This is a genomic window from Pantoea agglomerans (genome assembly GCF_021397715.1).
Classification (GTDB): domain Bacteria; phylum Pseudomonadota; class Gammaproteobacteria; order Enterobacterales; family Enterobacteriaceae; genus Pantoea; species Pantoea astica.
This window is the reverse complement of record NZ_CP090208.1, coordinates 414,650-441,338: the sequence shown is the minus strand read 5'-3', so window position 1 is coordinate 441,338 and position 26,689 is coordinate 414,650. Positions and strand designations below refer to the sequence as shown.

Here is a 26,689-nt window from a genome sequence, read left to right as displayed (position 1 = left end):
CCGATGGCTGTTCACCCAATTATCACGCACACATGACTTTCAGGAAATCGCTATGACCTTATCTATTGCAACCTCGCGCTTTTGTGTTAATCGCAAAATTGCCCCCAATCTGAGCATTGAACGCTTTTTTAATCTGGTGACGCAGCTGGGTCTGAATAAAGTTGAACTGCGCAACGACATGAAAAGCGGGCGCGTGACCGACGATCTGACCGGTGAAGAGGTTAACGCGCTGGCACGTCAGTCCGGCATTGAAATTGTCACGATCAACGCGGTTTACCCCTTCAACCAGCTCAGCGAGGATCTGCTACAACGCACCCGCCAGTTGCTGAGCGATGCTCAGGCCGTCGGCGCAGCCTCTCTGGTGCTTTGTCCTCTTAATGACGGCACGCCGATCAGCGCGGCGGAGACCGTGACGGCGCTGCAAACTCTGGCCCCGCTGTTCGCCGACTATGGCATTCAGGGGCTGGTTGAGCCGTTAGGTTTTCCGCAAAGTTCGCTGCGCTCGGCAGCACTGGCGCAGACGCTGATCAAAGAAGCAGGTGTCCCGTTCCGGCTGCTGATTGATACCTTTCATCATCATCTCTATGAGGATGCGGAAAAAGAGTTCGAACAGGGCGTTGATGTGCAGCAGATCGGACTGGTTCATCTCTCTGGCGTCACCGATCCGCGTCCGGTCGCCCAGCTCACCGACGAAGAACGCATCATGCTCAGCGCTGACGACCGCTTACGCAGCAAGCAGCAGGTTGAGCAACTGGAAAAGAGAGGCTACACCGGCCTTTATGCGTTCGAGCCGTTCTCATCGGTGATGAATAACTGGCAGGAAGAAGAGATCGCCCGCGAAATTCGTAACAGCATTCACCTGCTGAACCATTCAGCCTGATTAAGGAAGCATCATGACTATCAATATTGGCGTAATCGGCACCGGCGCTATCGGCCGCGAACACATCCGTCGCTGCAGCACGGTATTACAGAATGCGCGCGTGGTGGCGCTTAACGACATCAATCGTGAAAACTGCCAGCAGATTGTCGATCAGCTCACTCCGGAAGCACGTATCTATGACAATGCCATTGACCTGATCAACGATCCGCAGGTCAATGCGGTGCTGGTGACCTCCTGGGGTCCGACGCACGAAGCCTTTGTGCTGGCGGCGATCGAAGCGGGCAAAGCGGTCTTCTGTGAGAAGCCGCTGGCGGTCACCGCCGAAGGCTGTATGAACATCGTTGAGGCGGAGATCAAAGCCGGTCGCCAGTTGGTGCAGGTCGGATTTATGCGGCCCTATGACAGCGGCTATCGGGCGCTGAAAGCGGTGATCGACAGCGGTGAGATTGGCGAACCGCTGATGCTGCACTGCGCGCACCGTAACCCGGAAGTCGGCGACAGCTACACCACCGATATGGCGATCACCGACACGCTAATCCACGAACTGGATGTGCTGCGCTGGCTGCTGAACGATGATTATGCCAGCGTGCAGGTGATCTTCCCGCGCAAAACCCGTAAGGCTTCGTCACACCTGCGCGATCCGCAAATCGTGCTGCTGGAAACCACCAAAGGCGCGCGTATCGACGTCGAAATTTTCGTGAACTGTGAATATGGCTACGACATTCAGTGTGAGGTGGTGGGTGAAAGCGGTATTGCCCGTCTGCCTGAACCGATGTCGGTGCAGCTGCGCAGCGCGGCGAAACTCTCGACCACCATCCTGACCGACTGGAAGAAGCGCTTTATCGACGCCTATGACGTCGAGCTGCAGGCATTCATTAATAACGTGATCTCGGGCGAGATGAGCGGTCCCTCAGCCTGGGATGGCTATGCCGCGGCGGTGGCGGCTGATGCCTGCGTCGCCGCCCAAAACTCTGGTGATATCGTGCCGGTTAAGATGGCGGCAAAACCGGCCTTCTATCGCTAAAAAACGCTGCACGGCGGGCTGCGCCGTGCAACTCCTCAGCCCTGTTTTCTTTTAATCAGCGGTTCTTCACGCATCAGCAGCGACAGGATAAAGGCCAGCACCATGACGCAGGCCGCCATCAAAAACGCCGCGTGAATCGCCGCACCAAACGCCTGCAAATAATCGTGACGGATATCGACCGGCAGCTGATTCAGCGCCGCGGGTGAGATCGCCGGCGACAGGACGGTTCCGGCCGGTATCAGCGTTTCCAGCTGCGATTTCAGCACCTGGCTGAAAATGGTGCCAAACAGCGCCACGCCAATCGAGCCGCCAATCGAGCGAAACAGCGTTACCGATGAGGTGGCAACGCCGGTCATCGCCGGTTCAATGCTGTTCTGCACCACCAGCACCAGAATCTGCATCACCATCCCCAGCCCCATTCCCAGCACGGCGCTGAACAACTGCAACTGCCAAAGCGGCGACGTAATCGTAATCGTGGCCATCAGCGCCAGCCCGACGGTAGCCAGCAAAGTGCCGACGATCGGGAACAGGCGATAGCGGCCGGTTTTGCTGATGATGCGGCCGCTGATAATCGAGGTGGTCAGCAAGCCGCCCATCAGCGGCAGCAGTTGCAGACCGGCTTCGGTTGGGGTCGATCCTTTCACCACCTGCAGATAGAGCGGCAAAAAGGTGACGCTGCCAAACAGTGACATGCCAATAATGAAGCCGATCAGACTGCTCAGTACAAAGCTGCGATTGCGAAACAGCGACAGCGGAATAATCGGTTCCCACGCCCGTCGTTCTTCATAAATGAAGCCGATACAGCCGATCAGGCCCAACGCCAGAATGCACCACAGTTGCGGGTCGGACCACGGCCGGATGGTGCCGCCTTCACTGGTAAACAGGGTGATGCCGACCAGCGCCATGCTCAGGAAGACCGCGCCCGGATAATCAATTTCATGCCGGGTACGTTTGCCGCCAGCATTGAAAACGATGCCAATCACCAGCAGGGCGAACAGCCCCAGCGGCAGATTAATATAGAAGATCCAGCGCCAGGAGACATGCTGCACAATCGCGCCGCCCAGCAGCGGACCCAGCACCGTCGCCAGCCCGAAGACGCCGCCGAACAGGCCCTGATATTTTCCGCGCTCGGCCGGGGGGATCACATCGGCCACCGCCGCCATACTGACCACCATCAGCCCGCCGCCGCCCAGCCCCTGAAGGGCGCGGGTCAGCACCAGTTGCGTCATATTCTGCGCCAGGCCACACAGCGCGGAACCCAGCAGAAACAGCACGATCGCAATCTGCAACACCCGCTTGCGACCAAACAGATCGCCGAATTTACCGTACAGCGGCACCACAATGGTCGATGACAAGGTATAGGCGGTGACGATCCATGACAGCCGATCCAGTCCACCCAGTTCGCCGGTGATGGTCGGCAGTGCCGTGGAAACAATGGTCTGATCCAGCGCCGCCAGCAACATCACCAGCAGCAGCGCGCTGAATAATAACCGCACCGGGGGCGCGTTCCCGTTAGGCTGATCCTTCAGTTCAGAGATTTTCTCAAGCAAAATTCACGCTATCCTGTTGTTTTGAAGATAATTACACGGCAACCAGGTTACCGTTGCTGAGCGACACGCGCAAGATGGCGCCGACAGCCGGTAAGTATCATAATCCGGAGGCTGTTTTGATGCTCTGTTTTCACTTCGGCTGATTTCAGGCGGCGGCGACAGAGCTGGCGGTGAGGACAGGAGAGAGGCTAAAAACGGACATGACGGGCGAACTGTCGCTAATAAGGGCTGAAGGCAAAGCGGGCTATTCCTGTGACGGCAGCGTTTCCGGCTCAAAAAACCGGTATGATCCATCACGGCGCGCTTTCGCCTGGTACATCGCCCTATCGGCCTGTTCAACTAACACTTTGGCCGATGCGGTTCCGAACCGGGCGAGGCTGATGCCAATTGACGCCCCGATGCGGAGATCCCTGCTGTTGATCGCAAAGGGTTTATTCAGGCTCTCCAGAATGCGCTGCGCGATGGCTGACGCTGTTTCTCTGCTGCTGCACTTCGCTGCCACTAAAAATTCATCGCCGCCCAGCCGGGCCACCGAGTCGCCCGGACACATGCAGTGTTGCAGCCGTTCGCTGACCTGCTGCAGCAAGGCATCGCCGGTAGCATGGCCGAGAGAATCATTCACCGCCTTGAAGCCATTCAGATCAATAAACAGCACTGCGGTATAAGCCAGATCGTCGTCCTGCGCCAGCATGCAGCCCACCTGGTCGTTGATCCAGGCCCGGTTAGGTAAGCCGGTCAGTGCGTCGCGAGTCGCCAGCTTTTCAAGTTTGCGGATCCTCTCTTTGTCGCGTGTGATGTCGCGCGAAACCAGTACGGCACCAAGGTTACGGCCGGTGGCGGGATCGCTGACGCCGCACGCCCTGGTGCCAAGCGTAATGTAGTGGCCGTCGCGATGCAGTTTGCGTACCTCAACCACATCCGGCAGCGTTCCTCCGTTGAAGAGACGCACCAGTTCTTCTGTCGCGGATGCGCGGTCATCCGGATGCAGATAATCCACCACCCGCTGCCCGATGATCTCATCGGCTGACCAGCCGATCATTTCACTGTAAGAGGGCGAGATCGAAACGTACCTGCCTTCGTTGTCGCAATGCGCGATCAGGTCAGTGCTGTTTTCAATCAACAGCCGGTATTCCGCTGCGGTACGCATCGCCTCCGCCAGCGCTTTGCGCTGTGCGCTGATATCCAGAATGAAACCGTTATACTGCAGGCATGAAGCCGGTGACTGGCCGCCCGGCAATCCTGACACCACCACATGCCGTGTTGTCCCGTCCAGACAGTGGATCGGCACTTCAATGTGAAAAGGTTTCACGCCTTCCAGCGCCGAAGTCAGTTGCAGCGCGATCCTGGCATCATCATCCGCCTGGGCGAGTCTCAGCCATGCACTCAGCGTGACGCCTTTCAGTGCGGGCAGCAGGCCAGTCGGGCTTTCCTGACTGGCGATGCAGATGCCCTGGGCATCCGTGGACCAGACAGCGGAGAAATCAGGTTTGATCACGGTGTTCATGGTGGTCGGCTCCGTTGTTGGCTGACGTGACTAAACAAGCGTAGAACTGATCGTTGCAGACGACAGGATCGCCCCGCCCGCCATGAAGAGGCTTCGCTAAGGGGTTCGGTCAGACGAATAGCAGTCATAAGCAATGGCTTCAGCCGTTACGGCGATGCCAGGTTGCCAGCCGGACGGTGCGGAAAATCATCTGTGACGACATTAAGGATCAGCAGGAATCATCGGTGTTTATCGGCTGATCTGCTCCTGATCTTTAATCAGCCCTAAGCTGAAAAACTGACCGGCCTGTTCTTTACCGATCCGTTGATAAGTTATGTCCGGATAGATAATGCAAAACGGGGCTGCTATGCCTGTTGCGCTGAACGTGCTGAATGAAGAACCCTCTATACCGGTTATAAGGTTGTCCCGTCAGGGCCTGCGACTAGCAGCCACAGTTCTAACCATTAATAAACTTTAATAAACAGGCGATTGGCTGTTTTTTTGCCGACAAACAGGCAAATCTACCTATTTCGGCTTGTGCTGCGTAGCGGGATGAGGCGTATAGGATTGGAATGAGGAAGTCGGTTTCTACAGACCATTACAGCGTATTCACAGCTGACTCATAAAAATCCCGCCGTAGCGAATTTATTCAGGCAGAAGCTTAATTTGTGCTTATCAGGATTTGCGCCAGTTCGCGGATCTCTTCGAGTTCGTCAGGTTCAACCTTACGGATAAACTTTGCACCAGGCGCTTTCCAGTCCTTATGACAGACTTGATCGGCCAGTGCAGCGCTTCTTACATCACCAACAAGCTCAACCTCGAACGGATAGCCTTTAAGTTTCGTTGTAACAGGCACACAGATTAAAACACCGGTTGCATTGTAACTTATGCTGCTCAGAACGACGGCGGGTCTATGTCCCGCCTGTTCGTGTCCTGCTTGCGGGTCAACATCAAGCCAGATTAAATCACCAGCGGCAGGAATATAGCGCTTTACCCTTCGTTAATTTCCTTTCCAACCGGCGCGCGCCATTCGACAGCGTCGTGCATATTCTCCGGCGTGATTCGTGCAACTAATTCCGCGAGTGTTGGGCGTTTCTTAACCGGCCGAACAGTGAGTTGTCCCTCAACTACCGTGATTTCAACACGGTCGTCAACGTTGAGATTAGCCGCGCGCATGACATCTGCAGTTAACCGGATAGCCGGGCTGTTGCCCCATTTTTCACGGTTGCGATAGCCATCAATTTATCCTCGAAAGTTATACTGTGTATAAACTAGTAAGAGGCAAACAAGGTATCAACAACGGGTAACCATCAGGCAAATTCGTGCCCGGTATCGCCCAACTGATTGAAGTCATCCAGGGTTGCTACGCCGCCTTCGCGGTAAAATTGTATGCCTTTCAGCGAGCAGGCGATGCCCTTGCTGTTTTCTGACAGATGTAAAATTCAACAGATGCGTTGAACGTAGCAGCCTGAATACGGTATGCCTATGCTGACTACGCCCGCGCTGTCCCCGAAACAGACCGATCGCATCCTCTTTCCTGTCGCGGGGATCACTGTGGGATCAGTCAAAATAAGGTTTTAAAATCTCTTCAGTCCAATGCATAAATGCCCTGACGCGGCGCGATAAATTTCGCCGGTGCGCAACGACAAAAAAGGCGTTGAGCGGCCTGGGGCGCAGATCGGGAAGGATCTCAACCAGCGCACCGCGCTGGATATCGGGCGCGAGCGTGGAATAACCGCCCTGGATTAAGCCCAGACCCGCAATCCCGGCTTCATGATAAGCCGGTACGCTATTGACCCGCATGGCACCGGGCAGCATCAGCGATGTGTAGCCCTCACCCGCCGGATACTCCCATCCCTCCGGCTTAGCACCAAAAACTGGCGTGTAATGCACCATTCTGTGTCCCTGATTCAGCAGATCGTCAATCGAGTGTGGCACGCCGACGCGCGCCAGATAGTCCGGACTGGCTGCGTTGATCATGCGCAGCTGACCCAGTGGCCGGGCAATTAGCGTCTCATCAACGACCGGTCCCAGGCGAATTACCGCATCAAATCCTTCCTGAACCAGATCGACCCGGCGATCGGTACTGGAAAGCTCGATCTCCAGTTCCGGATGTGCTGCCAGCAACGGCGGCAGCGCGGGAAGGATCACACTTTGCGCCAGCACCGCGGGCATATCGATGCGTATCCGTCCCCGTAGTGACCTCTCGCCATGCGAGAACATTGAGTGTAATTCTTCTGCGTCTGAAAGCAGGTCGCAGGCACGCGTATAAAAAGCCCGGCCATCCTCAGTCAGCTGCACCGTTCGCGTTGTGCGGTGCAAGAGCGTCGCGCCAATTTCCTGTTCGAGTTCACGAACCACCAATGAAGCCCGTCCTTTCTGAATCCCCAGACTTTCTGCCGCCTGCGTAAAGCTCTTCATTTCCGCTACCCGCGCAAAGATGACCAGGGCCTCCAGATTTTTCATTGTTTTCCCTCAGAGTAACAGTGCGTTATTTATAGGGTTATTTATCACCCTGTTAAGAGTTAATAAACTCTTTTCACACCGCGCATCCCGCCAGGCTGATTAACCCGGCGGTCAGCCATCACGCGCGACAGCGCATCCAACCGCAAATGCACTGACCAGGAATACCCGTTAAAAACGCAGTCGTCAGCTTACCCTGAATCTTCCAGGCTTCTGATTCAGCACTCTGTTTACCGTCTGTCCCCCTGTTTCTGTGCAGGCTCACACCTGCCTGAAACAATTCTGACCCAGGAGAAAGAGAAATGAATAAAGGTTATTTAATTGCACACGTCACGGTGTCGGACCCGGTTGCCTATGCCGAATATGCCCGCGCTGCCGGTGAAGCCATGCAGGACTTTGATCCAAAGATCATCGCCTGGTCCGGGCAGTATGAAAATCTGGAAGGAGAGTCTCATGAACGACATGTGGTTTTTGAGTTCGCTTCTTTTGCCGAAGCCAGGCGTTTTTACCAAAGCCCGGGTTATCAGGCAGCCCGGTTATTACGCGCAGGTGCGGCAACCGGAACTTTCGTGCTGGTTGAGGGGGCTGGCCTTTAGAGAAACTTTGCGGACCTCATCGCAGGGCAACGCCCTCAACTCACCAGGTCCGGCGTCTGGGCTGAAAAAGGGCTGAAGGTATCCCGGCGCACCTGATGTCAGCGCCGGGCATCACCTTGATTTCACAGCCCGGCCCGCTGCCCTGATGCGCTGACAGCGCCACCGATTCTTCGTTTCGAACTGGGGGCTATACGCAGACGCTGTTGGTCAGGAAGGCAGGCGAAGGCCAAAAATATTGGCTCCCTGCTCGTGCCGGTAGTAAGCCGTGCCGCCGTGTAAGGCGGCGATTGCGCGCACTAATGAGAGTCCCAGCCCGCTGCCGGCGGTGTGGCGGACGTTATCGCCGCGCCAGAATCGTTCGAATAACTTTTCTGGCTCCGCAAGCTCGTCACCGACGTTCGATACCTCAATCTCAACGTAGCCAGTCTGATGGGACGTGCTGACCCGAATCACGCCTTTCTCCGGCGAGTAGCGTATGGCGTTGATCAGCAGATTACTGATTGCACGCTGGAACAGCATTTTATCCGCGCTGAGATTCCCCGTGGCGTTGAGCTCAATAACCTTCTCCTGCTCTTCCGCAACCGGTTCAAGAAAGTCGATCAGCGCTTCCAGCGCATCATGCAGCGGGAAGTCCTGTTTATTGAGTCTGATATTGTGGTGCGTCGCACGCGCCAGAAAAAGAATGTTTTCAGTCAGCCGCGACAGGCTCTCCAGCTCTTCAATGTTGCCTTCAAGCAGCGTCTGGTATTCAGCGGCGGACCGTTGATGCCCCAGCGCGACCTGATTCTGGCCGAGCAATACATTAATCGGCGTGCGGATTTCGTGAGCCAGATCGTCGGCAAACTGAGTCAGACGGATAAAGTCCGTCGATAAGCGCTGGCGCATCGCGTTAAGCGCGTTGCCAATCGGCAGCAGCTCCTGCGGGATCGCCTGAAGCGGCACCGGCTGATTTAACCGGTCGCTAGCCGTTTCTGCCACGATCTGACTTAACCGCCCTATCGCCCGCAGCCCTCTGCGAATCAGCAGCGGGCTGACGGCGGCGCACAGCAAAATGGCCGCCAGGGAAACCAGAATACTTTGCTGGCGATAACGCTCCAGCATCAGCGCTCGCTCCCGCGCGACCCGCGCAAGCGTAATGGTGACCGGCCCGAGCGATGAGTTTGCCTGCAGGCTTAACGCCGACGCTTCGGTATTGTCCGCACTGGTCCAGCGGTGCAGTTGTTTCGCATTGGGCGGGCTGTCGACCGGCGTCGGAGAGAGCACAGGCAACGTCACGCCGGTATGATTAATGCTGACGTTCTGTTCATGCTGCGATCGAATACTGAGAATGTCCTGACGAACATCGACCATCCGATTGAAGTAGAGCGGCAGCGAACTGGGATGGGCGCCATCTTCCAGCAACTGCCTTAACTGCGCCGCCCGGTTAATCAGCGTTTGATCGTCGCGCCAGACTAATTCGCTGCGTAAGGCGTTATAGAGGATCAGACTGATGCCGCCGCAGGCCATCGCCATGATCAGCGTAAAAATCACCGTCAGCCGCAGCGTCAGAGAAGGGCTATACACCGTCGACCGCCTTCTCTGACAGGCAATATCCCATGCCCCTTACCGTGGTAATCAGTTTCTGAGGAAAGGGATCGTCAACTTTACGCCGCAGGCGGCGGATAGCGACATCGACGATGTTGGTTTCACTGTCGAAATTAACGCCCCAGATCTCGCTGGCCAGCAGCGTGCGCGGCAGAATCTCACCGTGACGGCTGGCGAGCAGCCATAACAGCATAAACTCTTTGCGCGTCAGCGTCAGAGTGACACCGTCACGTATAACCTGAAAACGGGCGGAGTCCATAACCAGATCGCCTACCCGCAGCACGCTACTGTGCGGTTGCTGCTGCCGAAGCTGATTCCTTACCCGAGCCAGCAGCTCAGCAAAGGAAAATGGCTTGACCAGGTAATCATTGGCACCCAGTTCCAGCCCTTTTACCCGGTCCTCGACGGAATCTCTGGCGGTCAGACAGATAACCGGAATTTGACTGGCGGTACGCAGGGTTTTCAGCACCTGCCACCCATCCATACCTGGTAGCATAATATCCAGTATCACCAGGCTATAAGGATGCGACAGCCCAAGGTGCAGGCCATCCCGCCCGTCTGCGGCGTAATCCACGATATAGCCCGCTTCCTCCAGCCCCTTTCGCACCCAGGCGCTGGCCTTCTGATTATCTTCGATCAGTAATAGTTTCATCGGCGCAGTTTGCCATGAAATTTATGACCGCCCCAGCGTTTCAGCGCCAGATGACAATATGGTCATCTTCCTGACAGGCAGAAGGAAGCACCGTGCGGGTATAACAGCCGGGTGATTAACACCGGAGTATTAAAAAATGAAAAAGAGACTCACTGCCCTGGCCCTCGCCGCGCTGCTTGCCGTTCCCGCAGTCACCTTCGCTGCCAGTAAAAATCCGCTGAGCGTTCACGTGCTGAACCAGCAAACCGGGCTGCCGGCCGCAGAGGTTGAGGTGATGCTGGAGCAGAAACAGGGAGAGAGCTGGAAAGTGCTGAATAGCGCCAGTACCGATCAGCAGGGCCGTATCAATGCCCTTTGGCCAGCCAGGCCGTTTGCAGCGGGCGACTATCGGGTGATTTTTAAAACCGGTCACTATTTCGCGGCACACCAACAGCAGAGTTTCTTCCCGGAAATCCCGGTGGAATTTCATATCACCGATACCACTACCCCCTATCACATTCCGTTGCTGCTGAGCCAGTACGGTTATTCCACCTATCGCGGGAGCTGAAAATAGATGAAACGTTTACTGCTGGCATTGATGCTGACAACCGGACCTGCCGTGGCACTCGCTGCTGAGCCAGCCACCGTTTATGACATGACCCAGGCGCTGAGCAACCAACTGGCCACCGAGGCCCTGTCTGCCTGCCATAGTATGAATCGTCAGGGTGTGGTGGCGGTGGTGGATCGTGGCGGAAATCTGGTCACGCTGATGCGGGATGATAACGTGGGGCCTCACAATACCCAGGCGGCCTGGCGTAAAGCGTTTACCGCGCTCTCCACCAAAACCCCGACCAGACAACTTGCCATTAAGGCGCAATCCTCACCGGAAAGCGTCAACCTGAACACGGTTAATGATCTGCTGCTGCTTGGCGGCGGCGTACCGGTGCAATATCGCGGTCAGTGGATCGGGGCTGTTGGCATGGCAGGCACCGGCGGCGCGGAGTCTGACGATCAATGCGGCACCGAAGCGATTCACAAAGTGCTGGGTAACAGCAAGCAACAGTAAAGAGGATTAAAGCGCGGGGAGGAAACTGTCTCCCCGCGCTGTTTTGATCAATAAGCCGCAGTCAGAATCTCTGCTTTGTGCAATACGCGGACCTTTCCCCCATAATAGTGAACTGATCGCACCACACCTGAATGACTGTTTGAAGTCACTCTTTCGCACCGGCTTATTAGGCTACACGCCGTCTGTTTATGCAGCCCGGCACGGCGTCGCGAGGCCAGCGTTAAACCGGTTTTACACTGAGGATGCCACCATGACGCCCTTTCATCAGCTTACTGCCACCAGCCTGCGTGGCCAGCCCATCTCTATGGCCGACTACGCTGGCAAGGTGGTGCTGGTGGTGAATACCGCCAGCCAGTGTGGATTCACGCCACAATATGCCGGTCTGGAGACGCTTTATAAGAAATACGCGGATCGAGGTCTGGTAGTGCTTGGGTTTCCCTGCAACCAGTTCGGTAAGCAGGAACCCGGTGGAGCGGACGAGATCGCGCAGACCTGCCACGTCAACTACGGTGTGAGCTTCCCGATGTTCGGGAAAGTGGAGGTCAACGGTGCCGCAGCGCATCCGCTGTTTCGTTATCTGAAAGAGGCATTACCCGGCGTGCTGGGCGGGCGGATCAAGTGGAACTTCACTAAATTCCTGATTGGACGCAACGGTCAACCGCTCAGGCGGTTTGCACCGATCTCCACCCCGGAGAAAATGGAGGACGCAATCCTTGCTGCACTTGAAACTGATGCCCCGCTTTAATCTGCAACATTCAGATCGGTAAAGCGCGTCTGACCACCTGATGTGCGAGTGGGTTAACGTTTGTACTCTGCTCAACGCCGATTTTGCTCGCCTGGAACTTGCGCAACATGATATCCCGTAGCGCCGTGGACAGATGATAGTAGAACCGGCCTTCACATAAGCATCAGGACATAACGCTATTCATGCATTCCCTATGCGCTGAGCTGCGCAGGCTATTTTCTTAGCGGGCATCGACTGCCTGTGTGCCTGATGCTGGTCAGTAAAGCGACCGCTGATAACGCAGTCTGGGGCCGCGCAGGGGCTGGCGGTCCTCGTGCAGCAGAGGTGCTCAGGCCCGCACTGCGGCGGCAAGCCCGCCCAGAAAAAAAGCGGCCACCTCTGACCGTGACAGCCTTTGTAAATTTAACCTTAACTGGCAGGCATTACAGCCAGTGTGCCAGGTTTGTCATTCACACCCTTCTTCGTTTAATTCTTATTACCAGGGCTGAAAGCCATTCCAGATGAGGTGATCTTGAGTTAATTAACACCCTAATGCTTCACATTCGTCTTTTATGAAAATTAAAGTCAACAGATTTGGTATTGTAAGTTAATAAATATGACAACATTTTGAAAGAACCCATTAAGTGAAGCGGGATAATGGCAGACTCACGATTTCATTTTCACTGTATACAGAGACGAACGAAGAATGTCCTGTTAGCCAGCCACTACTGATAATAAACAGGGAGAACAGAGAATGAACTTATGTCCGGGCAAGTCTGGATGGGCAGGAAATTAAAGCGTGGATAAACCGACGTTATAAAAAAATCCATAGTCAAACAGGACTGCTACTCACGCTGTCAATCCTCTGGCAGCGTGAGTAACGGGTTTAATAACGCCCCAGGAAACGGGGCGGTCAGTATAAATAACAGGTCACTGTCAGACCAGGTCTGAGCTCGTAAACATTAGCCTTCGTGCTCGCCGCCTTCATGCTCGCCGCCTTCATGCTCGCCACCTTCGTGCTCGCCACCTTCATGCTCGCCGCCTTCGTACTCGCCACCTTCGTGCTCACCGCCTTCGTACTCGCCGCCTTCGTGCTCACCGCCTTCGTACTCGCCGCCTTCGTGTTCGCCACTCTGATAATTTATCGGCAGAGTTTCGGTTCGGCTATCCTGAACAGCGGCAAAAGCAACCTGTCCCGATTGAGCCATGACAAAAATACCCACGCCAATCCATAATTTCATACGCATACTCTTTGATCTCCCTTCAGTGTTATCATCATCATCCCTAAGGATTTGTCTCGAAAAAGGATTATAACATGTTGGTCATAATAGCCGATTTACTGAGTTCAGGTGAAGTGAGCCTGCTTAGCGAGAAAATGCGTCATGTTAATTATGTCGATGGTCGCGTTACCGCTGGACGTGAGGCGCGACCGGTAAAAAGGAACGAACAAGTTTCCCGTACCGATCCGCAATTGGCAGAGATGCAGAAACTTATTAAAGATCGCCTGATGGGTAATGATCTGTTCCGGATGGCAACCCGGGCAAAAAATATTGTTCCCCCGATGTTCAGCCGCTACGAAAAAGGCATGGAATATGGAACCCATGTTGATAATTCGATCATGAGAGGAATGCGTACTGACGTTTCAGTCACCGTTTTCCTTTCAGATCCTGATCAATATGAAGGCGGTGAATTGATAATAGAGTCCGCAGCCGGTGAGCAGGGAATTAAACTCGCGGCGGGTTATGCCGTCACCTATCCCACGACGTCTTTGCACCGTGTAGCACCGGTGGTGTCTGGCGAGCGGTTAGCGGCTGTCACCTGGGTTCGCAGTTATATACGCGATGCCGCGCAGCGCGAAATACTTTTCGATCTGGACACTGCCCGCCACCGACTCTTCGAACAGTTGGGAAAAACGCCAGAGATGGATCTGCTGGCAAAAACGCAGTCAAACCTGATGCGGCGTTGGGTCGAGGATTAAGATAAGTTAAGCATATGTTGCAGACATGGTACCCGTTACCTCTCTGGTGCGATCTCCGCGGCGACGTCGATACCTGCACGTTTTGCCTGATCGCTGGATGCGTCCTGGCATCCGCCTGACCGGGAAAGTGGACGCCAGGCCAACAGCAGTCTGCAAAACCCAATGAGCTGACCGGGGGCCGATCTCCCGCCCCCGGAAGTTGATACAACCATTGCCGTTTGATAACAGATATCGCTATCAGGCGGGCCTGGGCATCAAGGTTTTGCTGCAGATTCACTTCGGTATGAGCGGGCTGATGCCCGCCCGAATAGCGACACCCACCGTCAGACGTAACCCATCATTTTCAGCAGTGACTGCACCTGATTCATCGCTTCTGACCGATGCGACACGCCCAGCTTCTGATAGAGGTTACGGATGTGGGTTTTGATGGTAGTGGATGCTACCGCCAGTTCACCGGCAATCTGGTCGTTGCTGTAGCCGGAGTAGATTAACCCCAGCACCTGCCATTCACGCTGCGTCAGCGGACTGGTACGGATCAGTTCCGGCACGTCAGGATGGTTAAGCAACCGGCTGACAAAGCCTTCATCAAAATGGGCGAACTTGTGACGGTGATATTTGTTGATCTCCAGCAGAATGCGTCGGGCGCGATGGTTATCCAGCTCATTCAGGGTATTCAGCTGAATCAGCTGACGCAGTTGCTGAGCCATCATCTCGCCTTCAATCACAAAATGACTGATAAAGCCGGTGCTGCGCGCCAGTTTTAACGCTTCGATCAGCGTGCGCTGGGCGTCGGCTTTGCGATCGGTTTGCCAGTAAATCTGGTTAAGCAGCAGCAGGTTACGGTTCAAATCACTCATCAGCCGCAGAGCGCGGGCATTTTCATTCAGCTCCTCCAGCACCACTTCCGCCTGGCTGACATCACCCAGTAAAATCTGCGCCCGGGCGATGTTGCGCCACTGTCCCTGCAGGAAATGGTTATTGGCAAAAGCCGGTTTCGGCGTTTGTCGCATCCAGTTGCTGGCGCTTTCGCTGTCGCCGGTCATCTGCCAGTAGATCACCCGCACTTTATCGGCATTAGCGATCCAGTCACTGTGCCAGTTGCCGTTATTCAGCAGGTTCTCCAGCCGGTTGAGATAGCTGCGGGCGTTATCTAAATTGCCACGCGCCAGCGAGCACTGCACCAGCAGCCCCAGACACTGGATCTGCTGTTGCGGCTGATAGCCGGTCAGCACCTTAATGCCTTCGCGTGCCGCCTGCTCTGCCTCCTCCAGTCGTCCCCACGCCCACAGCAGCTGAGCGCGAATCCGCAGCAGAAACTCATGCAGCGGAAACTGCGCCAGATGCTGCTCGTCGACCAGCACAAAGGCCCGACTCTGAATTTCGTAAGCCGCCTGCAAAAAGCCCTGAGCAAACAAAATTTCACTCTGCTGAATCAGGCTCCACAGCGCGTAATGCCACGCCTCATCGCGGCGCGCCATCTGTTCAGTCTGACGCATCAGGCTGAGAGAGTTGTCTAAATCACCTTTGCAGTGCATCACCTCACCGTGTACCGAGGTAGCCACGATGCGGCTGTAGTGGCGGCTGGCAGGTAAAGTATCGAGCGCCACTTTCGCCAGGCGCTCGGCTTCATCGGTGTTGCCATCGTTGATCGCTACCTGAGCACGTAGCGCATTAAATTCGCCACGCAGCGCATCATCGATCTCGCAGCGGCTGGCCTGTTCAAAACGGGCCAGCAGACTGTCCACTTCAGAAAAGCGATGCTGACTCTGCATCAGCCACGCCTGCAGCAGCACCAGCATCGGGTTTTCCAGCATCATCTCCCACGGCAGCGCTTTCAGAGAGTTCTCCAGCAGCGGCAGCTCGCTCTGATTAAACAGCGTCCAGGCGTGCTTCAGCAGCACATCACGCAGCATACTGGCATCGCCGGAGGCCAGCGCATGATGGATCGCCTCGCCAGGAAAGCCCTGCGCCATCCAGCTTTCCGCTGCGGCGCGATGCAGTGCCGGCAGCTCCGCCGCCAGCTCCCACTGACAGCGCTGGCGCAGAAAATTACCAAACAGCGGATGGTAGCTGAACCAGCAGCCGGAATCGTCCATGCGCTGCAAAAACAGCCCCTGGCGCTCAATCTCTTCCAGCCGCATCTGGCCGTTTTCTTCGCGGGTGACACCGGCGATCAGCTCATCATTCATCGAGCGCAGCAGCGCGGTTTTCAGTAAAAAGTGACGGGTTGGCAGGTCAACATTATCCAGCACCTCTTCCACCAGATAATCGGAGAGATGGCTGGCGTTAATGCCGGAAAGGCGGCGCGCCGAATCCTGCGCCGCACTGGCACCCTGGCGTGCCGACAGCACGATTAATTGCAGCGCGGTGGCCCAGCCCGCGACGTCATCACACAGTTTGCCGCTCTCCTCGCTTTCCAGCGGTGCAGCCAGCCGGCAGTCGAAAAACTGCCGCGCTTCCTGATGGGTAAAGGCCAGTTGCTGGCTGCCGAGTTCAATCAGCTGTTCACGCACCCGCAGGTTAGCGATGCCGAGCTGTGGCAGGTTGCGGGACAGCAGGATTAGCGTCAGATTTTCAGGCTGGTGACGCAGAAAAAAACGCATCGCGTCGTGAATAACCGGATTGGTGATCAAATGGTAGTCATCTACGATCAGCCACAGCGGCTGCTGCCACTCCACCAGCTCAATAAATAACTGAGAAAACAGGGCGTTGAGATTTACGTATTGCCGCTTCTGCGCCAGTAACTCGCTGCGCGGACAGCCGCCGTTGCTGGCCTGTTGCAGCGCCGCGATCAGGTAGTCGGCGAACCGCTCCGGCTGATTATCACCCTCATCTAAGGAATACCAGCCAAGATGATTTTTGCCCGCCGCCCACTGCGACACCAGCGTGGTTTTGCCGTAGCCCGCCGGACTGGTGATCAGCACCAGTCGGTAATTACCGGCAGCGGTCAGCTTTTGCAGCAATCTTTCACGGATGACGGTGCCTTCAAGGCGAACCGGGCGGCTGAGTTTAGAGGGTATTAACATGGGCGCACGTTTCTCCATTCACGTCGAGCGCATCATTATTTTACGCTTCGTAATTATTCCTTACACACGTTCAGCCATTCGCCTGGTGAATGCAAGTAAACCCATTAAGTAAACTTTACAAAAGCGCGCGCAATCACACTCTCGGCGCGCTTTCAGATTAGCCTCAGCCTCTCCACCCTCCCTATCCTCCTGGTCTAATTCGCTTCAGGAGGAGGAGCCTTTCCTGTCGCACGGGCACACTGATGCCACATTGACCATTACTGTTCTGACAGGACACTAACCATGACACAGCCCGAATTTAACCCTGAACATTTTACTGCTGCCCTGACGCGTCAGTGGCAACGGTTTGGCTTGCGCGATGCGCGTGAAATGACTCACGCCCAGTGGTGGCAGGCGCTGAGCGGCGCGCTGGCCGATCTGCTGGCGGCTCAGCCTGCGGTTGCGGCGGATAGCTCGCTGCGCCACGTCAATTACCTGTCGATGGAATTTCTGATTGGCCGGCTGACCGGCAACAACCTGCTGAATCTCGGCTGGTATAACGCGGTAAACGAGGCGCTGGCGACGTGGGATATCTCACTGACTGAGGTGCTGGAAAACGAAACCGATCCGGCGCTGGGTAACGGCGGCCTCGGACGCCTGGCCGCCTGTTTTCTCGACTCGATGGCAACGGTGGGACAACCCGCCATCGGCTACGGGCTGAACTACCAGTACGGTTTGTTCCGCCAGCGTTTCGAAGATGGCGCACAACATGAAACCCCCGATGACTGGCAGCGCGATCGCTATCCGTGGTTTAACCATAATGCGGCGCTGAATGTCGAAGTGGGCCTGGGTGGCAAAGTCACACCCGTTGACGGACGCCCGCACTGGCAACCGGCCTTCGTGCTGCAGGGCGAAGCCTGGGATCTGCCGGTGGTGGGATACCAGAACGGCATCAGCCAGCCGTTGCGCCTGTGGCAGGCGAAACATGCGCAGCCGTTCAATCTTAACCGCTTTAACGACGGTGATTTCCTGCGCGCTGAACAGCAGGGAATCGACGCTGAAAAACTGACTAAAGTGCTCTACCCGAATGACAATCATCAGAACGGCAAAAAACTGCGTCTGATGCAGCAATATTTCCAGTGCGCCTGTGCGCTGGCTGATATCCTGCGCCGCCATCATCAGGCCGGTCGCCGCATTGACACTCTGGCCGATCATGAAGTGATCCAGCTCAACGACACGCACCCGACGCTGGCGATCCCCGAGCTGATGCGCCTGCTGCTGGATGAACATCAGATGAGCTGGGATCGCGCCTGGCAGATTACCCAACAGACCTTTGCTTACACCAATCACACCCTGATGCCGGAAGCGCTGGAGTGCTGGGATGTGCGTCTGGTGCGCAGCCTGCTGCCGCGCCACATGATGATCATCAACACCCTCAACGCCCAGTTGAAAACGCAGGTTGAGGCACGCTGGCCGGGCGATGAAGCGAAATGGGCGAAGCTGGCGCTGGTGCATAACAACCAGCTGCGCATGGCGAACCTGTGCGTCACCAGCGGTTTTGCGGTGAACGGCGTGGCGGCACTGCACTCGAAACTGGTGGTGCAGGATCTGTTTCCGGAATATCACCAGCTGTGGCCGGAAAAATTCCATAACGTCACTAACGGCATCACACCGCGTCGCTGGATCAATCAGTGCAACCCGGCGCTGAGCGCGTTAATCGACAAAACGCTGCAAAAACCCTGGCTGAACGATCTTGATGCGCTGCAGGGACTGGAGGCGTTTGCCGACGATGCAACGTTCCGTGCGGAATATCGCGCCATCAAACAGCAGAACAAAGTAGCGCTGGCGAAATGGGTCGCGGCGCGTACCGGGATCGAGATCGATCCTGAGGCGCTGTTCGACGTGCAGATTAAACGCCTGCATGAGTACAAACGTCAGCATCTGAGCCTGCTGCATATTATTGCGCTGTGGCAAACGCTGGTCACCGATCCGCAGGCCAATCGGGTACCGCGCGTGGTGCTGTTCGGGGCCAAAGCGGCACCGGGTTATGCGCTGGCGAAGAACATCATTTATGCCATCAACAAAGTCGCGGAAACCATCAACCAGGACCCGCGGGTCGGCAACCGTCTGAAAGTGGTGTTTGTGCCTGACTATAACGTTTCGGTGGCCGAGCGGCTGATCCCGGCGGCCGATCTCTCCGAGCAGATCTCCACCGCCGGTAAGGAAGCCTCCGGCACCGGCAACATGAAGCTGGCGCTCAACGGCGCGCTGACCATCGGTACGCTGGATGGCGCTAACGTTGAAATCGCCGAACAGGTTGGCAGCGAGAACATCTTTATCTTCGGTCACACCGTCGATCAGGTGGTGGCGTTAAAGGCCGACGGCTATGCCCCGGCGCAGTGGCGTAAGAAAGATCATCAGCTCAATCAGGTGTTGCAGGCGCTGGAAGATGGCACCTTCAGTCAGGGCGACTGTTCGGCGTTTGACGCTATGCTGCATAGCCTCGGCCCGGAAGGCGGCGATCCCTATCTGGTGCTGGCCGATTTCCAGCCCTACCTCGATGCGCAGGCGCAGGTGGAAGCGCTGTGGAGCGATCAGGATGGCTGGACACGCGCCACCATCCTGAATACCGCGCGTTGCGGCATGTTCAGTTCCGATCGTGCCATCCGCGACTATCAGCAGCGTATCTGGCAAGCCACGCGCTAAGGAACGCCATGAAAACCGAACAGGTACTGGACCCGTTTTCTCAGGCAGGTATTGCCGCCGAGTATATTAATGCCCACGGCCAGCCGCAGGCGATCCCGGCCGACACCCGCCAGCGTTTGCTGGCGGTGATGCAGCCGCCGCGACCGGCGACCACGCCGCTGCCGCCGGTGGTAATTTTTCGCAGTGGCGAGAGGCTGCGCCTCTCGCCGCAGCTCAGCACGGAAGCGCACTGGCAGCTCACCCGCGAGACGGGTGAGATCACCGCGGGTCGCTGCCAGCCTGCGCAGTCGCTGCCGCTGCCACCGCTGGCTGAAGGTTATCATCAGCTGACGTTGCAGCAGGGGCATCAGCAGTGGACCTGCCAGCTGATTATCGCACCGGCACGCTGCTATGAGCCGCCGGCGCTGGTAGCCGGTCACGCTTTATGGGGCGCCTGCGTCCAGCTTTACACGCTGCGTTCGGCAGAGAACTGGGGCATCGGTGATTTCGGTGATTTACGCCGGATGCTGCCGGAGGTGGCGGCACGCGGTGGCGCGTTTATCGGTCTGAACCCGATCCATGCGCTGTTCCCGGCTTCACCCGACAGCGCCAGCCCTTACAGTCCCTCGTCCCGCCGCTGGCTGAATGTGATTTACATCGATGTGAGCGCGGTGGCGGATTTTCAGCGTTCACCAGCGGCACAGGCGTGGTGGCAGCAGGCTGCAACGCAGCAGGCGCTGGAACAGGCACGATCGGCTGAGTGGGTGGATTATCCGGCCGTTACCCGGCTAAAAATGGCTGCGCTTCGCTTAGCCTGGCCGCAGTTTATGCAGCGTGAGGCCGATGATACCGACGTGCGGGCGTTTAACGCCTTTATTCAGCAAGGCGGCGAAAGTCTGTTACATCAGGCGCTGTTTGATGCGCTGCATGCCGACCAGATGGCGCAGGATAGCCAGCGCTGGGGCTGGCCGGTGTGGCCAGTGGCGTTACAGCAACCCGACAGTCCGGCAGTGCAGCAGTTTCTGCACCAGCAAGGCGATCAGGTGCGTTTCTGGCTGTGGCTGCAGTGGCTGGCCGCAGAGCAGTTTGCCGCCTGCTGGCAGTGCAGTCAGCAGCAGCAGATGCCGATTGGACTCTATCGCGATCTGGCGGTCGGAGTGGCGCAAGGCGGGGCTGAAACCTGGAGCGAACGCCATCTCTATTGCCTCGATGCCAGCGTCGGCGCACCACCCGATATACTGGGCCCGCGCGGCCAGGACTGGGGTTTGCCGCCGATGGACCCGCAGGTGATGCAGCAGCGCGCCTGGCAGCCGTGGATTGCCCTGTTGCGCGCCAATATGCGCGACTGCGGCGCGTTGCGTATCGATCATGTGATGGCGTTACTGCGTCTGTGGTGGATCCCAGCCGGTCAGGGCGCCGCCAACGGCGCTTATGTCCACTATCCAATCGATGATTTACTGGCGATCCTGGCGCTGGAAAGTCAGCGTCACCGCTGCATGGTGATCGGTGAAGATCTTGGTACCGTTCCGGCAGAAATTGTCGATAAGCTGCGCGACGGCGGGGTTTACTCCTACAAGGTGCTCTATTTTGAGCAGGCCTCCGCGCAGGGTTTTCGTCCGCCGGCCGAGTGGCCGCGTCAGGCGATGGCCGTCGCCACCACCCACGATTTACCAACGCTGCGCGGCTGGTGGCAAAGCGACGATCTTACTCTTGGGGCGAAGCTCGGCCTCTATCCTGACAAAGTGGTGCTGGCGGGGTTATATCAGGATCGGTTGCGGGCGAAGCAGGCGTTGCTCAACAGCCTGCATCGGGTCGGCGCGCTGCCCAAACGTGCCGGACGCGATGCCCGTCGTACCCAGATGAGCAAAGCGCTGAACCGGGCGATGCAGCGTTATCTGGCGGACAGCCACAGTGCGTTGCTGGGTCTGCAACCGGAGGACTGGCTGGATATGGCGGCACCGGTCAATATTCCCGGCACCAGCGACGAGTATCCGAACTGGCGACGCAAGCTCAGCGCCACGCTGGAAACGCTGTTCAGCGATCCCGCTACCGACACGCTGCTGCGTGATCTGACCGCTAGCCGAAAAGGCCTTGTTAAGAGTTGACATCCTCCCCGCCCTAAAGGACGGGGATTCCTGCCGCGTTCAGACCAGAGCCTGACTCGCCTCGGTGGGTTCCTGCTTCAACGGGCGGCCTGACTGCACCATCCCTCCACAGGCAAGCACGGCATGTCCTGCCGCTAAAATATTACGAGCACCGTTGATATCAGCATTCGCGGTGTAGCCGCATATCTGGCACTCGAATTTACTTTGTGACTGACGATTATCCTTCGCTGTATGACCGCAGCAGGCGCAACGCTGGCTTGTGTATGCCGGAGGTATGGCAAGTACCTGACCACCGCGCCAGAGCTGCTTGTACTCAAGCTGACGACGCATTTCATACCAGCCCTGATCCAGTATCGAGCGGTTCAGGCCAGATTTGGCTCGGACATTTCGCCCTGGCTGCTCTGCCGTGCCTTTTGCCGATTTCGACATGTTACTGACCTTCAAATCCTCAATGACGATCATCGCGTGGTTTTTGCTGATTTCACTGGTGACTTTGTGAAGGTAGTCGCGCCGGACATTGGCAATATGCGAGTGAAGACGCTGGATTTTTCGCTTCTGCTTCTGCCAGTTTACACTGAACTTTTCTTTGCGACTTAATTGTTTCTGGAGCACTGCCAGCTTGCGCTGGCTTGCTTTAAAACTGTTGACGGGCTGATATACCGTGCCATCTGAAAGCGTGGCGAGTTTCGTGACTCCGGCATCCAGTCCGACTATTGACTCTGCGTTGTGAACCGGATCAGCTACTTCATATTCCGTCTGGATACTGACGTACCATTTACCGCATGACTGGCTGACCGTGACGTTTTTCACTTCGCCGATGACTTCACGGCTATTGCGATAGCGTACCCATCCCAACTTTGGAAGCGATATACGATGGTTGGCCTGATCGAGCTTCACGCCTTGCGGGTAGCGGAATGCATCGTTTTGGCCGCGTTTCTTGAAACGAGGGAATGCAGCACGCTTCTGGAAGAAATTTTTGTAGCCGCGCTCCAGATCTTTCAGTGACTGCTGCAACGGCTGCGAGGGTGATTCTTTCAACCATTGCGTTTCAGGCGCAGATTTACACTCAATGAGCCATGAAGCCATTTTGGTGTAGGGGATATATTTATTCCCCGCGTCATGGTTTTCATTCTGAAGTGCCAGCACACGGTTAAAAACGAACCGACAAGCCCCTGCGAAGCGCCGCATATCGCGCTCCTGCTGGCCATTTGGCCTTAACTGGAATTTGAAGGCTTGAAGTCGTTTCATGACTATCATTATACTTTGGTCTATGACATAAGAAACTGATATTCGCCGGGGAAGACACTGCGTTTTCCTGATGCACGTTCACTTGGTATTCGTCACCAAATATCGACGAAAGATATTTGATCTGGATGCTATCGAAAAGCTACGCAGCTACTTTGCCAGCGTATGCGCTGATTTTGATGTTGAACTGGTTGAGATGGACGGCGAATGCGATCACGTGCATTTACTGATCAACTATCCGCCAAAGCTCGCAGTATCGAATCTGGTCAACAGTCTTAAGGGCGTATCCAGCAGGCTGCTTCGCCGTGACAGGCCGGACATCGCCCAACGCTATTACTACAAAGGCGTTTTGTGGACACCGAGTTATTTTGCAAGCAGTTGTGGAGGAGCGCCAATATCGATCATCCGGCAATACATCGAGCAGCAACAAACACCAGGTTAGTCGGAAAACCGCGCCTTATATCCCCGCCCTGAAGGACGGGGTTTTACGGCGCATCTGATAAACGGCGTAAAACAGCGGCAACCTGATCGGGCGTAACAGCGCCGGTCGCGGCCGAGACGGTTAACTCCTCAAGTTCGTCATCTTCATCCCGGATAGCAATACCGTTACGGTTTAAAAACACCATCACAACGAAAAAAGCTGTTCGTTTATTGCCATCATTGAAAATATGCCCAGGGGCGATAGCAACCAGGCAGAGTGCGGCCAGTGCATAAATATTTAATAAAGCTGATTTGTAGCCGATGGATAATCTTTTCTGCCCTTTCGGGATCAGGTATGCCTGGGACGCCCGGCAGCAGGGTCAACAAGCGATTATGGAAGCTTATCACCTCTGCGCGCTGACCCATTTCACCGATCGGCCAGCGCCTTAATGGTGCGGTCATGTCGTCCCATGATGGTGGCAAAGTCAGCATCCAGTTTCGCCTCTTGCCACGCATTAAAGTCATTGCGGCTAATCAGCACGGCAGAAGAACCATCACGCCGGGTGATCTCAACCGGCTCACCAGCGGTAGCTTTTTCCATAACCTCAGCAATATTTTGCCGGGCCTGAGTTGTGGTATAGGTGCGCATAAAACCCCCATCAATACTTTTCGGAAATGTACATAACAAAGGTACAACACAAGGATTATGATCTGTCTTCGGCAGTACGAGACTATCCATTATTAAGCGCTGGTCCAACGCTTAATCGGCTGGGGTATCAAAAAACAGGCAGAGTAGTCACCCGGGATAACAGCTGAAAGACTCCTCAGACAGGGGATTTCTGCCGCATAAAAAAGGTGCGCCGCAGCGCACCAGGTGGGACAACATCAGTATTGTCGGGGCCGCTTCACCCCTTGCCTTTAACACTACTGATAAAGGTCTGCCGGGCGGAAGTTGATCCCAGCCGCTCGGCTTCATCCAGCAGCTTCAGCGCCTTATCGATATTGCCGCTATCCACTGCCTGTTTAATCTTCTGATTAAAGTAACTTTCCGTGTCACTCATGATCGGTTCCGCTTTTGCCGCCGGTGCGGGGGCCGCTGCAGGCGCAGTACGATAGGCCGCCGCCGGAGCGGTGTTGCCGACCGTGACCGGACCCGGACCGGAAGAGCCAAACAGCGGGCCGACCAGAATTGATGATCCGGAACTGGTCTGCAGCTTCAGCTTCAGCGTCCCTTGACTGCTGTGGCGCGCAATCGGATCGGGAATATCCGGCACCGCGTGACCGGTGCCCTGCGCGTAAGCCTTGGCCGGATCAAGCAGCGTGGTGGTCTGTGTCAGATCCTGTTCGGTGGTAAACACCAGCAGGTAAATTTTTTGCTGGCCCAGCGCTGGCGTCAGTTTCATCACCCCTTCCAGCCGGTCCGCCGCCATCACGCCCGGTTTCTGGTAGGTGAAGTAGCGGCTCGGGAACCAGGCGGCGGGCCGCATATTTTCATCCAGCACCAGCACGTTCGGGGCGAAAACCTGATTGTTCGCCACTTCGCTGCTCAGCGTCACCGTCAGTTCACCGATGTTGGCTGGCAGACTAAAGGCCGCCACCGATCCGGCGATGTGCGGGGCATTCAGCGACTGTCCGCTGTTCGCCAGCTGGATAGTCTGGGTCTGAGAGGCAGCCAGCGGTTGCCAGCTCAGGCGTTGCAGCGTTTCGGGCGCCACCACCGGTGCGGACGAGAGATCCTGCGGCACCAGATTGACATCCGCCAGGGCGGGAAGAGCATGTCCGGCCAGTAACGCCGCGCTCAGGCAGAGTGCAGCCAGTTTTTTCATTTTCATTATGCCTACCTTATTGCAGGCCACGACGCGAACCAGGCAATGGCGCACCGTGACCCAAAAGTTCTGTCAGGCGCGCAACCGCGCCTGTGCTGGAGAGCGTCGGCTTACCACCAGATTTCCATCTGCGCACCGAAGGTAATCTCGTCGTTATCGCCACGGCTGTTAGTCAGGATGCCGTTACCGGTACTGTCTGCAGAGGCGAAGGTGGTGAGATCGCCGGAACTGTCTTTGCTGTAGCCCCACTTCTCATCCCATTTGGCGTAGGTCGCGAACACGCGCAGCGCCGGACGGGACCAGATGCTGTCACCGGCCTGCCACTGCTGCGCCAGCGTCACTTTATACTGGCCGTTGCGCTCGTTAGCCTGCTGCGACTTCACGTTGTCGTAGCCCAGCTCCAGCAGGGTGCTCATGATCGGCGTCCATTTGTACATCGGGCGCACGCCGACGGTGTACCACTCGGTGCCGCGGTTATTATCCAGATCGATATTCTGATACATCGCCACATACATCAGATCCCAGCGTTCCGCCAGCGAGATTGCGCCGTGGTCGAGGATGCGATACATGTCGCCGTTGTTGTTGAGACTGGTACCCTGCGGCACGCCTTTGCCCTGCGAGGTCAGCGCATCGGTGGCATACTGCAGCACAAATTTGTTGTAGCCCTTCAGCATGCTCTGGGTATGTTCAGCCGTGAACATCCAGCCATCTTTCGAGGCGCCATCTTCCAGACGGTAGTCGTCACGGGCGTTGGCACGACCGTAGTCGACCCCCAGTTCCAGCACGCCGTTGGTGTTGGTTTCCAGCCCGGCCAGACGCACGTCGAACACGTCGTTGGCGGTGCTGGTGGCGAAGTCACGGATACGATCGCTGGAGAAGGTGTAAGAGCCGCCCGCTTCAGACGAGCGGGTCGCGGCGAATGACAGCTTACCGAAACCGAGATCCACATCTTCCAGACCGGCACCCGGACCGGAGATATCCCAGTAGTAGAAGTCGATCATGTGAACGTCATGACGCTGATAGAAACGCTTACCGGCCCAGATGGTGGAACCGGGCAGCGCCTCGATCAGGTTTTTTCCCTTCACGTTGGCTTCACGGAAGGCCGGTGAGGTCGCTTCCCAGTCATTCTGCTGCGCCACGGAGTAGGCCACGTTGGTGTCGAAATAGAAGCTCTTATCGCCCTCTTTCCACACTTCCTGACCTAATTTTAATTCGGCGTAGGTTTCGCATTCGTTACCCAGACGGTATTTACTTTGAGCACCGGTGGCCTGAAAACATTGCTGTTCACCACCGCTGCCGGTCCAGCCGATGCCGGAACGGGCGTACCCGGTAAAATCAACCGCCATCGTCGGGGCGGAGAGGGTTCCCACCGCGACGGCAACGGCGAGGGGAAGTTTGCGCAGAGTTAACATTTTCTATCTCCT

Annotated in this window: 23 protein-coding genes and 1 pseudogene; 10 read left to right on the top strand and 14 right to left on the bottom strand. The window is 56.3% G+C overall.

The features are described from left to right. Positions 1 to 52: 52 nt before the first annotated feature. Entirely contained in the window at positions 53 to 880 is an 828-nt protein-coding gene (locus LZU96_RS21870) for a TIM barrel protein (RefSeq protein WP_233988687.1), read from the top strand. Positions 881 to 893: 13 nt separating this feature from the next. Further along, on the top strand, positions 894 to 1,904 hold the full coding sequence (locus LZU96_RS21865; protein WP_233988686.1) for a Gfo/Idh/MocA family protein: 1,011 nt from the start codon (positions 894 to 896) through the stop codon (positions 1,902 to 1,904). A gap of 35 nt (positions 1,905 to 1,939) precedes the next feature. On the opposite strand, the gene LZU96_RS21860 is transcribed toward LZU96_RS21865, so the two are convergent. The 5 genes from LZU96_RS21860 to LZU96_RS21840 all read right to left on the bottom strand — a co-directional run bounded on the left by LZU96_RS21860 (position 1,940) and on the right by LZU96_RS21840 (position 7,403). After that, positions 1,940 to 3,400 carry an MDR family MFS transporter gene (locus LZU96_RS21860; RefSeq protein ID WP_262287739.1) on the bottom strand — a complete coding sequence of 487 codons (1,461 nt, stop codon included), beginning with the start codon at positions 3,398 to 3,400 and terminating at the stop codon, positions 1,940 to 1,942. A 298-nt stretch (positions 3,401 to 3,698) separates the two neighbouring features. Further along, the gene (locus LZU96_RS21855) at positions 3,699 to 4,958 is read right to left on the bottom strand and encodes a sensor domain-containing diguanylate cyclase (RefSeq protein WP_233988685.1); all 1,260 of its coding nucleotides are present in this window, start codon (positions 4,956 to 4,958) and stop codon (positions 3,699 to 3,701) included. A gap of 640 nt (positions 4,959 to 5,598) precedes the next feature. Beyond that, positions 5,599 to 5,919 (bottom strand): endoribonuclease MazF, encoded by a 321-nt coding sequence (gene mazF / locus LZU96_RS21850; RefSeq protein WP_233988800.1) that lies wholly within the window; start codon positions 5,917 to 5,919, stop codon positions 5,599 to 5,601. Positions 5,920 to 5,927: 8 nt separating this feature from the next. Continuing rightward, the gene (locus tag LZU96_RS21845) at positions 5,928 to 6,179 is read right to left on the bottom strand and encodes an AbrB/MazE/SpoVT family DNA-binding domain-containing protein (protein ID WP_262287750.1); all 252 of its coding nucleotides are present in this window, start codon (positions 6,177 to 6,179) and stop codon (positions 5,928 to 5,930) included. Between the two features lie 318 nt (positions 6,180 to 6,497). Next, positions 6,498 to 7,403, bottom strand: coding sequence for a LysR family transcriptional regulator (locus LZU96_RS21840; RefSeq protein WP_233988683.1), 906 nt, complete (start codon positions 7,401 to 7,403; stop codon positions 6,498 to 6,500). A 299-nt stretch (positions 7,404 to 7,702) separates the two neighbouring features. On the opposite strand from LZU96_RS21840, the gene LZU96_RS21835 reads away from it, so the two are divergent. Beyond that, entirely contained in the window at positions 7,703 to 7,996 is a 294-nt protein-coding gene (locus LZU96_RS21835) for a DUF1330 domain-containing protein (protein WP_233988682.1), read from the top strand. 207 nt (positions 7,997 to 8,203) lie between these two features. Here the strand turns inward: LZU96_RS21835 and LZU96_RS21830 are convergent, their stop codons facing one another. After that, positions 8,204 to 9,559, bottom strand: a complete 1,356-nt coding sequence (locus LZU96_RS21830) for a heavy metal sensor histidine kinase (RefSeq protein ID WP_233988681.1) — start codon at positions 9,557 to 9,559, stop codon at positions 8,204 to 8,206. Continuing rightward, positions 9,552 to 10,232 (bottom strand): response regulator transcription factor HprR, encoded by a 681-nt coding sequence (hprR, locus tag LZU96_RS21825; RefSeq protein WP_233988680.1) that lies wholly within the window; start codon positions 10,230 to 10,232, stop codon positions 9,552 to 9,554. Before hprR ends, LZU96_RS21830 begins: the two co-directional genes overlap by 8 nt. A 136-nt stretch (positions 10,233 to 10,368) precedes the next feature. Between hprR and uraH the strand changes: the two genes are divergently transcribed. The 3 genes from uraH (at position 10,369) to LZU96_RS21810 (ending at position 12,022) form a co-directional block, all read left to right on the top strand. Continuing rightward, positions 10,369 to 10,779: a hydroxyisourate hydrolase gene (gene uraH, locus LZU96_RS21820; protein ID WP_233988679.1), complete on the top strand. Its 411-nt coding sequence runs from the start codon at positions 10,369 to 10,371 to the stop codon at positions 10,777 to 10,779. A gap of 6 nt (positions 10,780 to 10,785) precedes the next feature. Beyond that, positions 10,786 to 11,277, top strand: a complete 492-nt coding sequence (locus tag LZU96_RS21815) for a GlcG/HbpS family heme-binding protein (protein ID WP_233988678.1) — start codon at positions 10,786 to 10,788, stop codon at positions 11,275 to 11,277. Positions 11,278 to 11,527: 250 nt separating this feature from the next. Beyond that, complete coding sequence (locus LZU96_RS21810) at positions 11,528 to 12,022, top strand: glutathione peroxidase (protein WP_233988677.1); 495 nt, start codon at positions 11,528 to 11,530, stop codon at positions 12,020 to 12,022. Positions 12,023 to 12,963: 941 nt separating this feature from the next. Here the strand turns inward: LZU96_RS21810 and LZU96_RS21805 are convergent. Continuing rightward, positions 12,964 to 13,248, bottom strand: coding sequence for a hypothetical protein (locus tag LZU96_RS21805; protein ID WP_233988676.1), 285 nt, complete (start codon positions 13,246 to 13,248; stop codon positions 12,964 to 12,966). A 68-nt stretch (positions 13,249 to 13,316) separates the two neighbouring features. Between LZU96_RS21805 and LZU96_RS21800 the strand changes: the two genes are divergently transcribed. Beyond that, positions 13,317 to 13,979, top strand: a complete 663-nt coding sequence (locus LZU96_RS21800; RefSeq protein ID WP_233988675.1) for a Fe2+-dependent dioxygenase — start codon at positions 13,317 to 13,319, stop codon at positions 13,977 to 13,979. 323 nt (positions 13,980 to 14,302) lie between these two features. Here the strand turns inward: LZU96_RS21800 and malT are convergent, their stop codons facing one another. Beyond that, on the bottom strand, positions 14,303 to 17,005 hold the full coding sequence (gene malT / locus LZU96_RS21795) for an HTH-type transcriptional regulator MalT (protein WP_233988674.1): 2,703 nt from the start codon (positions 17,003 to 17,005) through the stop codon (positions 14,303 to 14,305). A gap of 282 nt (positions 17,006 to 17,287) precedes the next feature. Between malT and malP the strand changes: the two genes are divergently transcribed. Both malP and malQ read left to right on the top strand, forming a co-directional pair. After that, a complete protein-coding gene (malP, locus tag LZU96_RS21790; RefSeq protein WP_233988673.1) occupies positions 17,288 to 19,690 on the top strand; it encodes a maltodextrin phosphorylase in 2,403 nt (800 codons plus the stop codon). 8 nt (positions 19,691 to 19,698) lie between these two features. Further along, complete coding sequence (gene malQ, locus LZU96_RS21785; RefSeq protein WP_233988672.1) at positions 19,699 to 21,774, top strand: 4-alpha-glucanotransferase; 2,076 nt, start codon at positions 19,699 to 19,701, stop codon at positions 21,772 to 21,774. A gap of 39 nt (positions 21,775 to 21,813) precedes the next feature. On the opposite strand, the gene LZU96_RS21780 is transcribed toward malQ, so the two are convergent. After that, complete coding sequence (locus LZU96_RS21780; RefSeq protein ID WP_233988671.1) at positions 21,814 to 23,022, bottom strand: RNA-guided endonuclease InsQ/TnpB family protein; 1,209 nt, start codon at positions 23,020 to 23,022, stop codon at positions 21,814 to 21,816. Positions 23,023 to 23,062: 40 nt separating this feature from the next. On the opposite strand from LZU96_RS21780, the gene tnpA reads away from it, so the two are divergent. After that, the gene (gene tnpA, locus LZU96_RS21775) at positions 23,063 to 23,461 is read left to right on the top strand and encodes an IS200/IS605 family transposase (protein ID WP_262287749.1); all 399 of its coding nucleotides are present in this window, start codon (positions 23,063 to 23,065) and stop codon (positions 23,459 to 23,461) included. A gap of 43 nt (positions 23,462 to 23,504) precedes the next feature. On the opposite strand, the pseudogene LZU96_RS21770 reads toward tnpA, so the two are convergent. The 4 genes and pseudogenes from LZU96_RS21770 to LZU96_RS21755 all read right to left on the bottom strand — a co-directional run bounded on the left by LZU96_RS21770 (position 23,505) and on the right by LZU96_RS21755 (position 26,677). Next, a pseudogene (locus tag LZU96_RS21770) lies at positions 23,505 to 23,870 on the bottom strand (type II toxin-antitoxin system death-on-curing family toxin). Beyond that, positions 23,867 to 24,088: a type II toxin-antitoxin system Phd/YefM family antitoxin gene (locus LZU96_RS21765; protein ID WP_233988669.1), complete on the bottom strand. Its 222-nt coding sequence runs from the start codon at positions 24,086 to 24,088 to the stop codon at positions 23,867 to 23,869. Before LZU96_RS21765 ends, LZU96_RS21770 begins: the two are co-directional and overlap by 4 nt. Before the next feature lie 256 nt (positions 24,089 to 24,344). Next, positions 24,345 to 25,271 (bottom strand): maltose operon protein MalM, encoded by a 927-nt coding sequence (gene malM, locus LZU96_RS21760; RefSeq protein ID WP_233988668.1) that lies wholly within the window; start codon positions 25,269 to 25,271, stop codon positions 24,345 to 24,347. 104 nt (positions 25,272 to 25,375) lie between these two features. Beyond that, complete coding sequence (locus LZU96_RS21755) at positions 25,376 to 26,677, bottom strand: maltoporin (protein ID WP_233988667.1); 1,302 nt, start codon at positions 26,675 to 26,677, stop codon at positions 25,376 to 25,378. Positions 26,678 to 26,689: the final 12 nt, after the last annotated feature.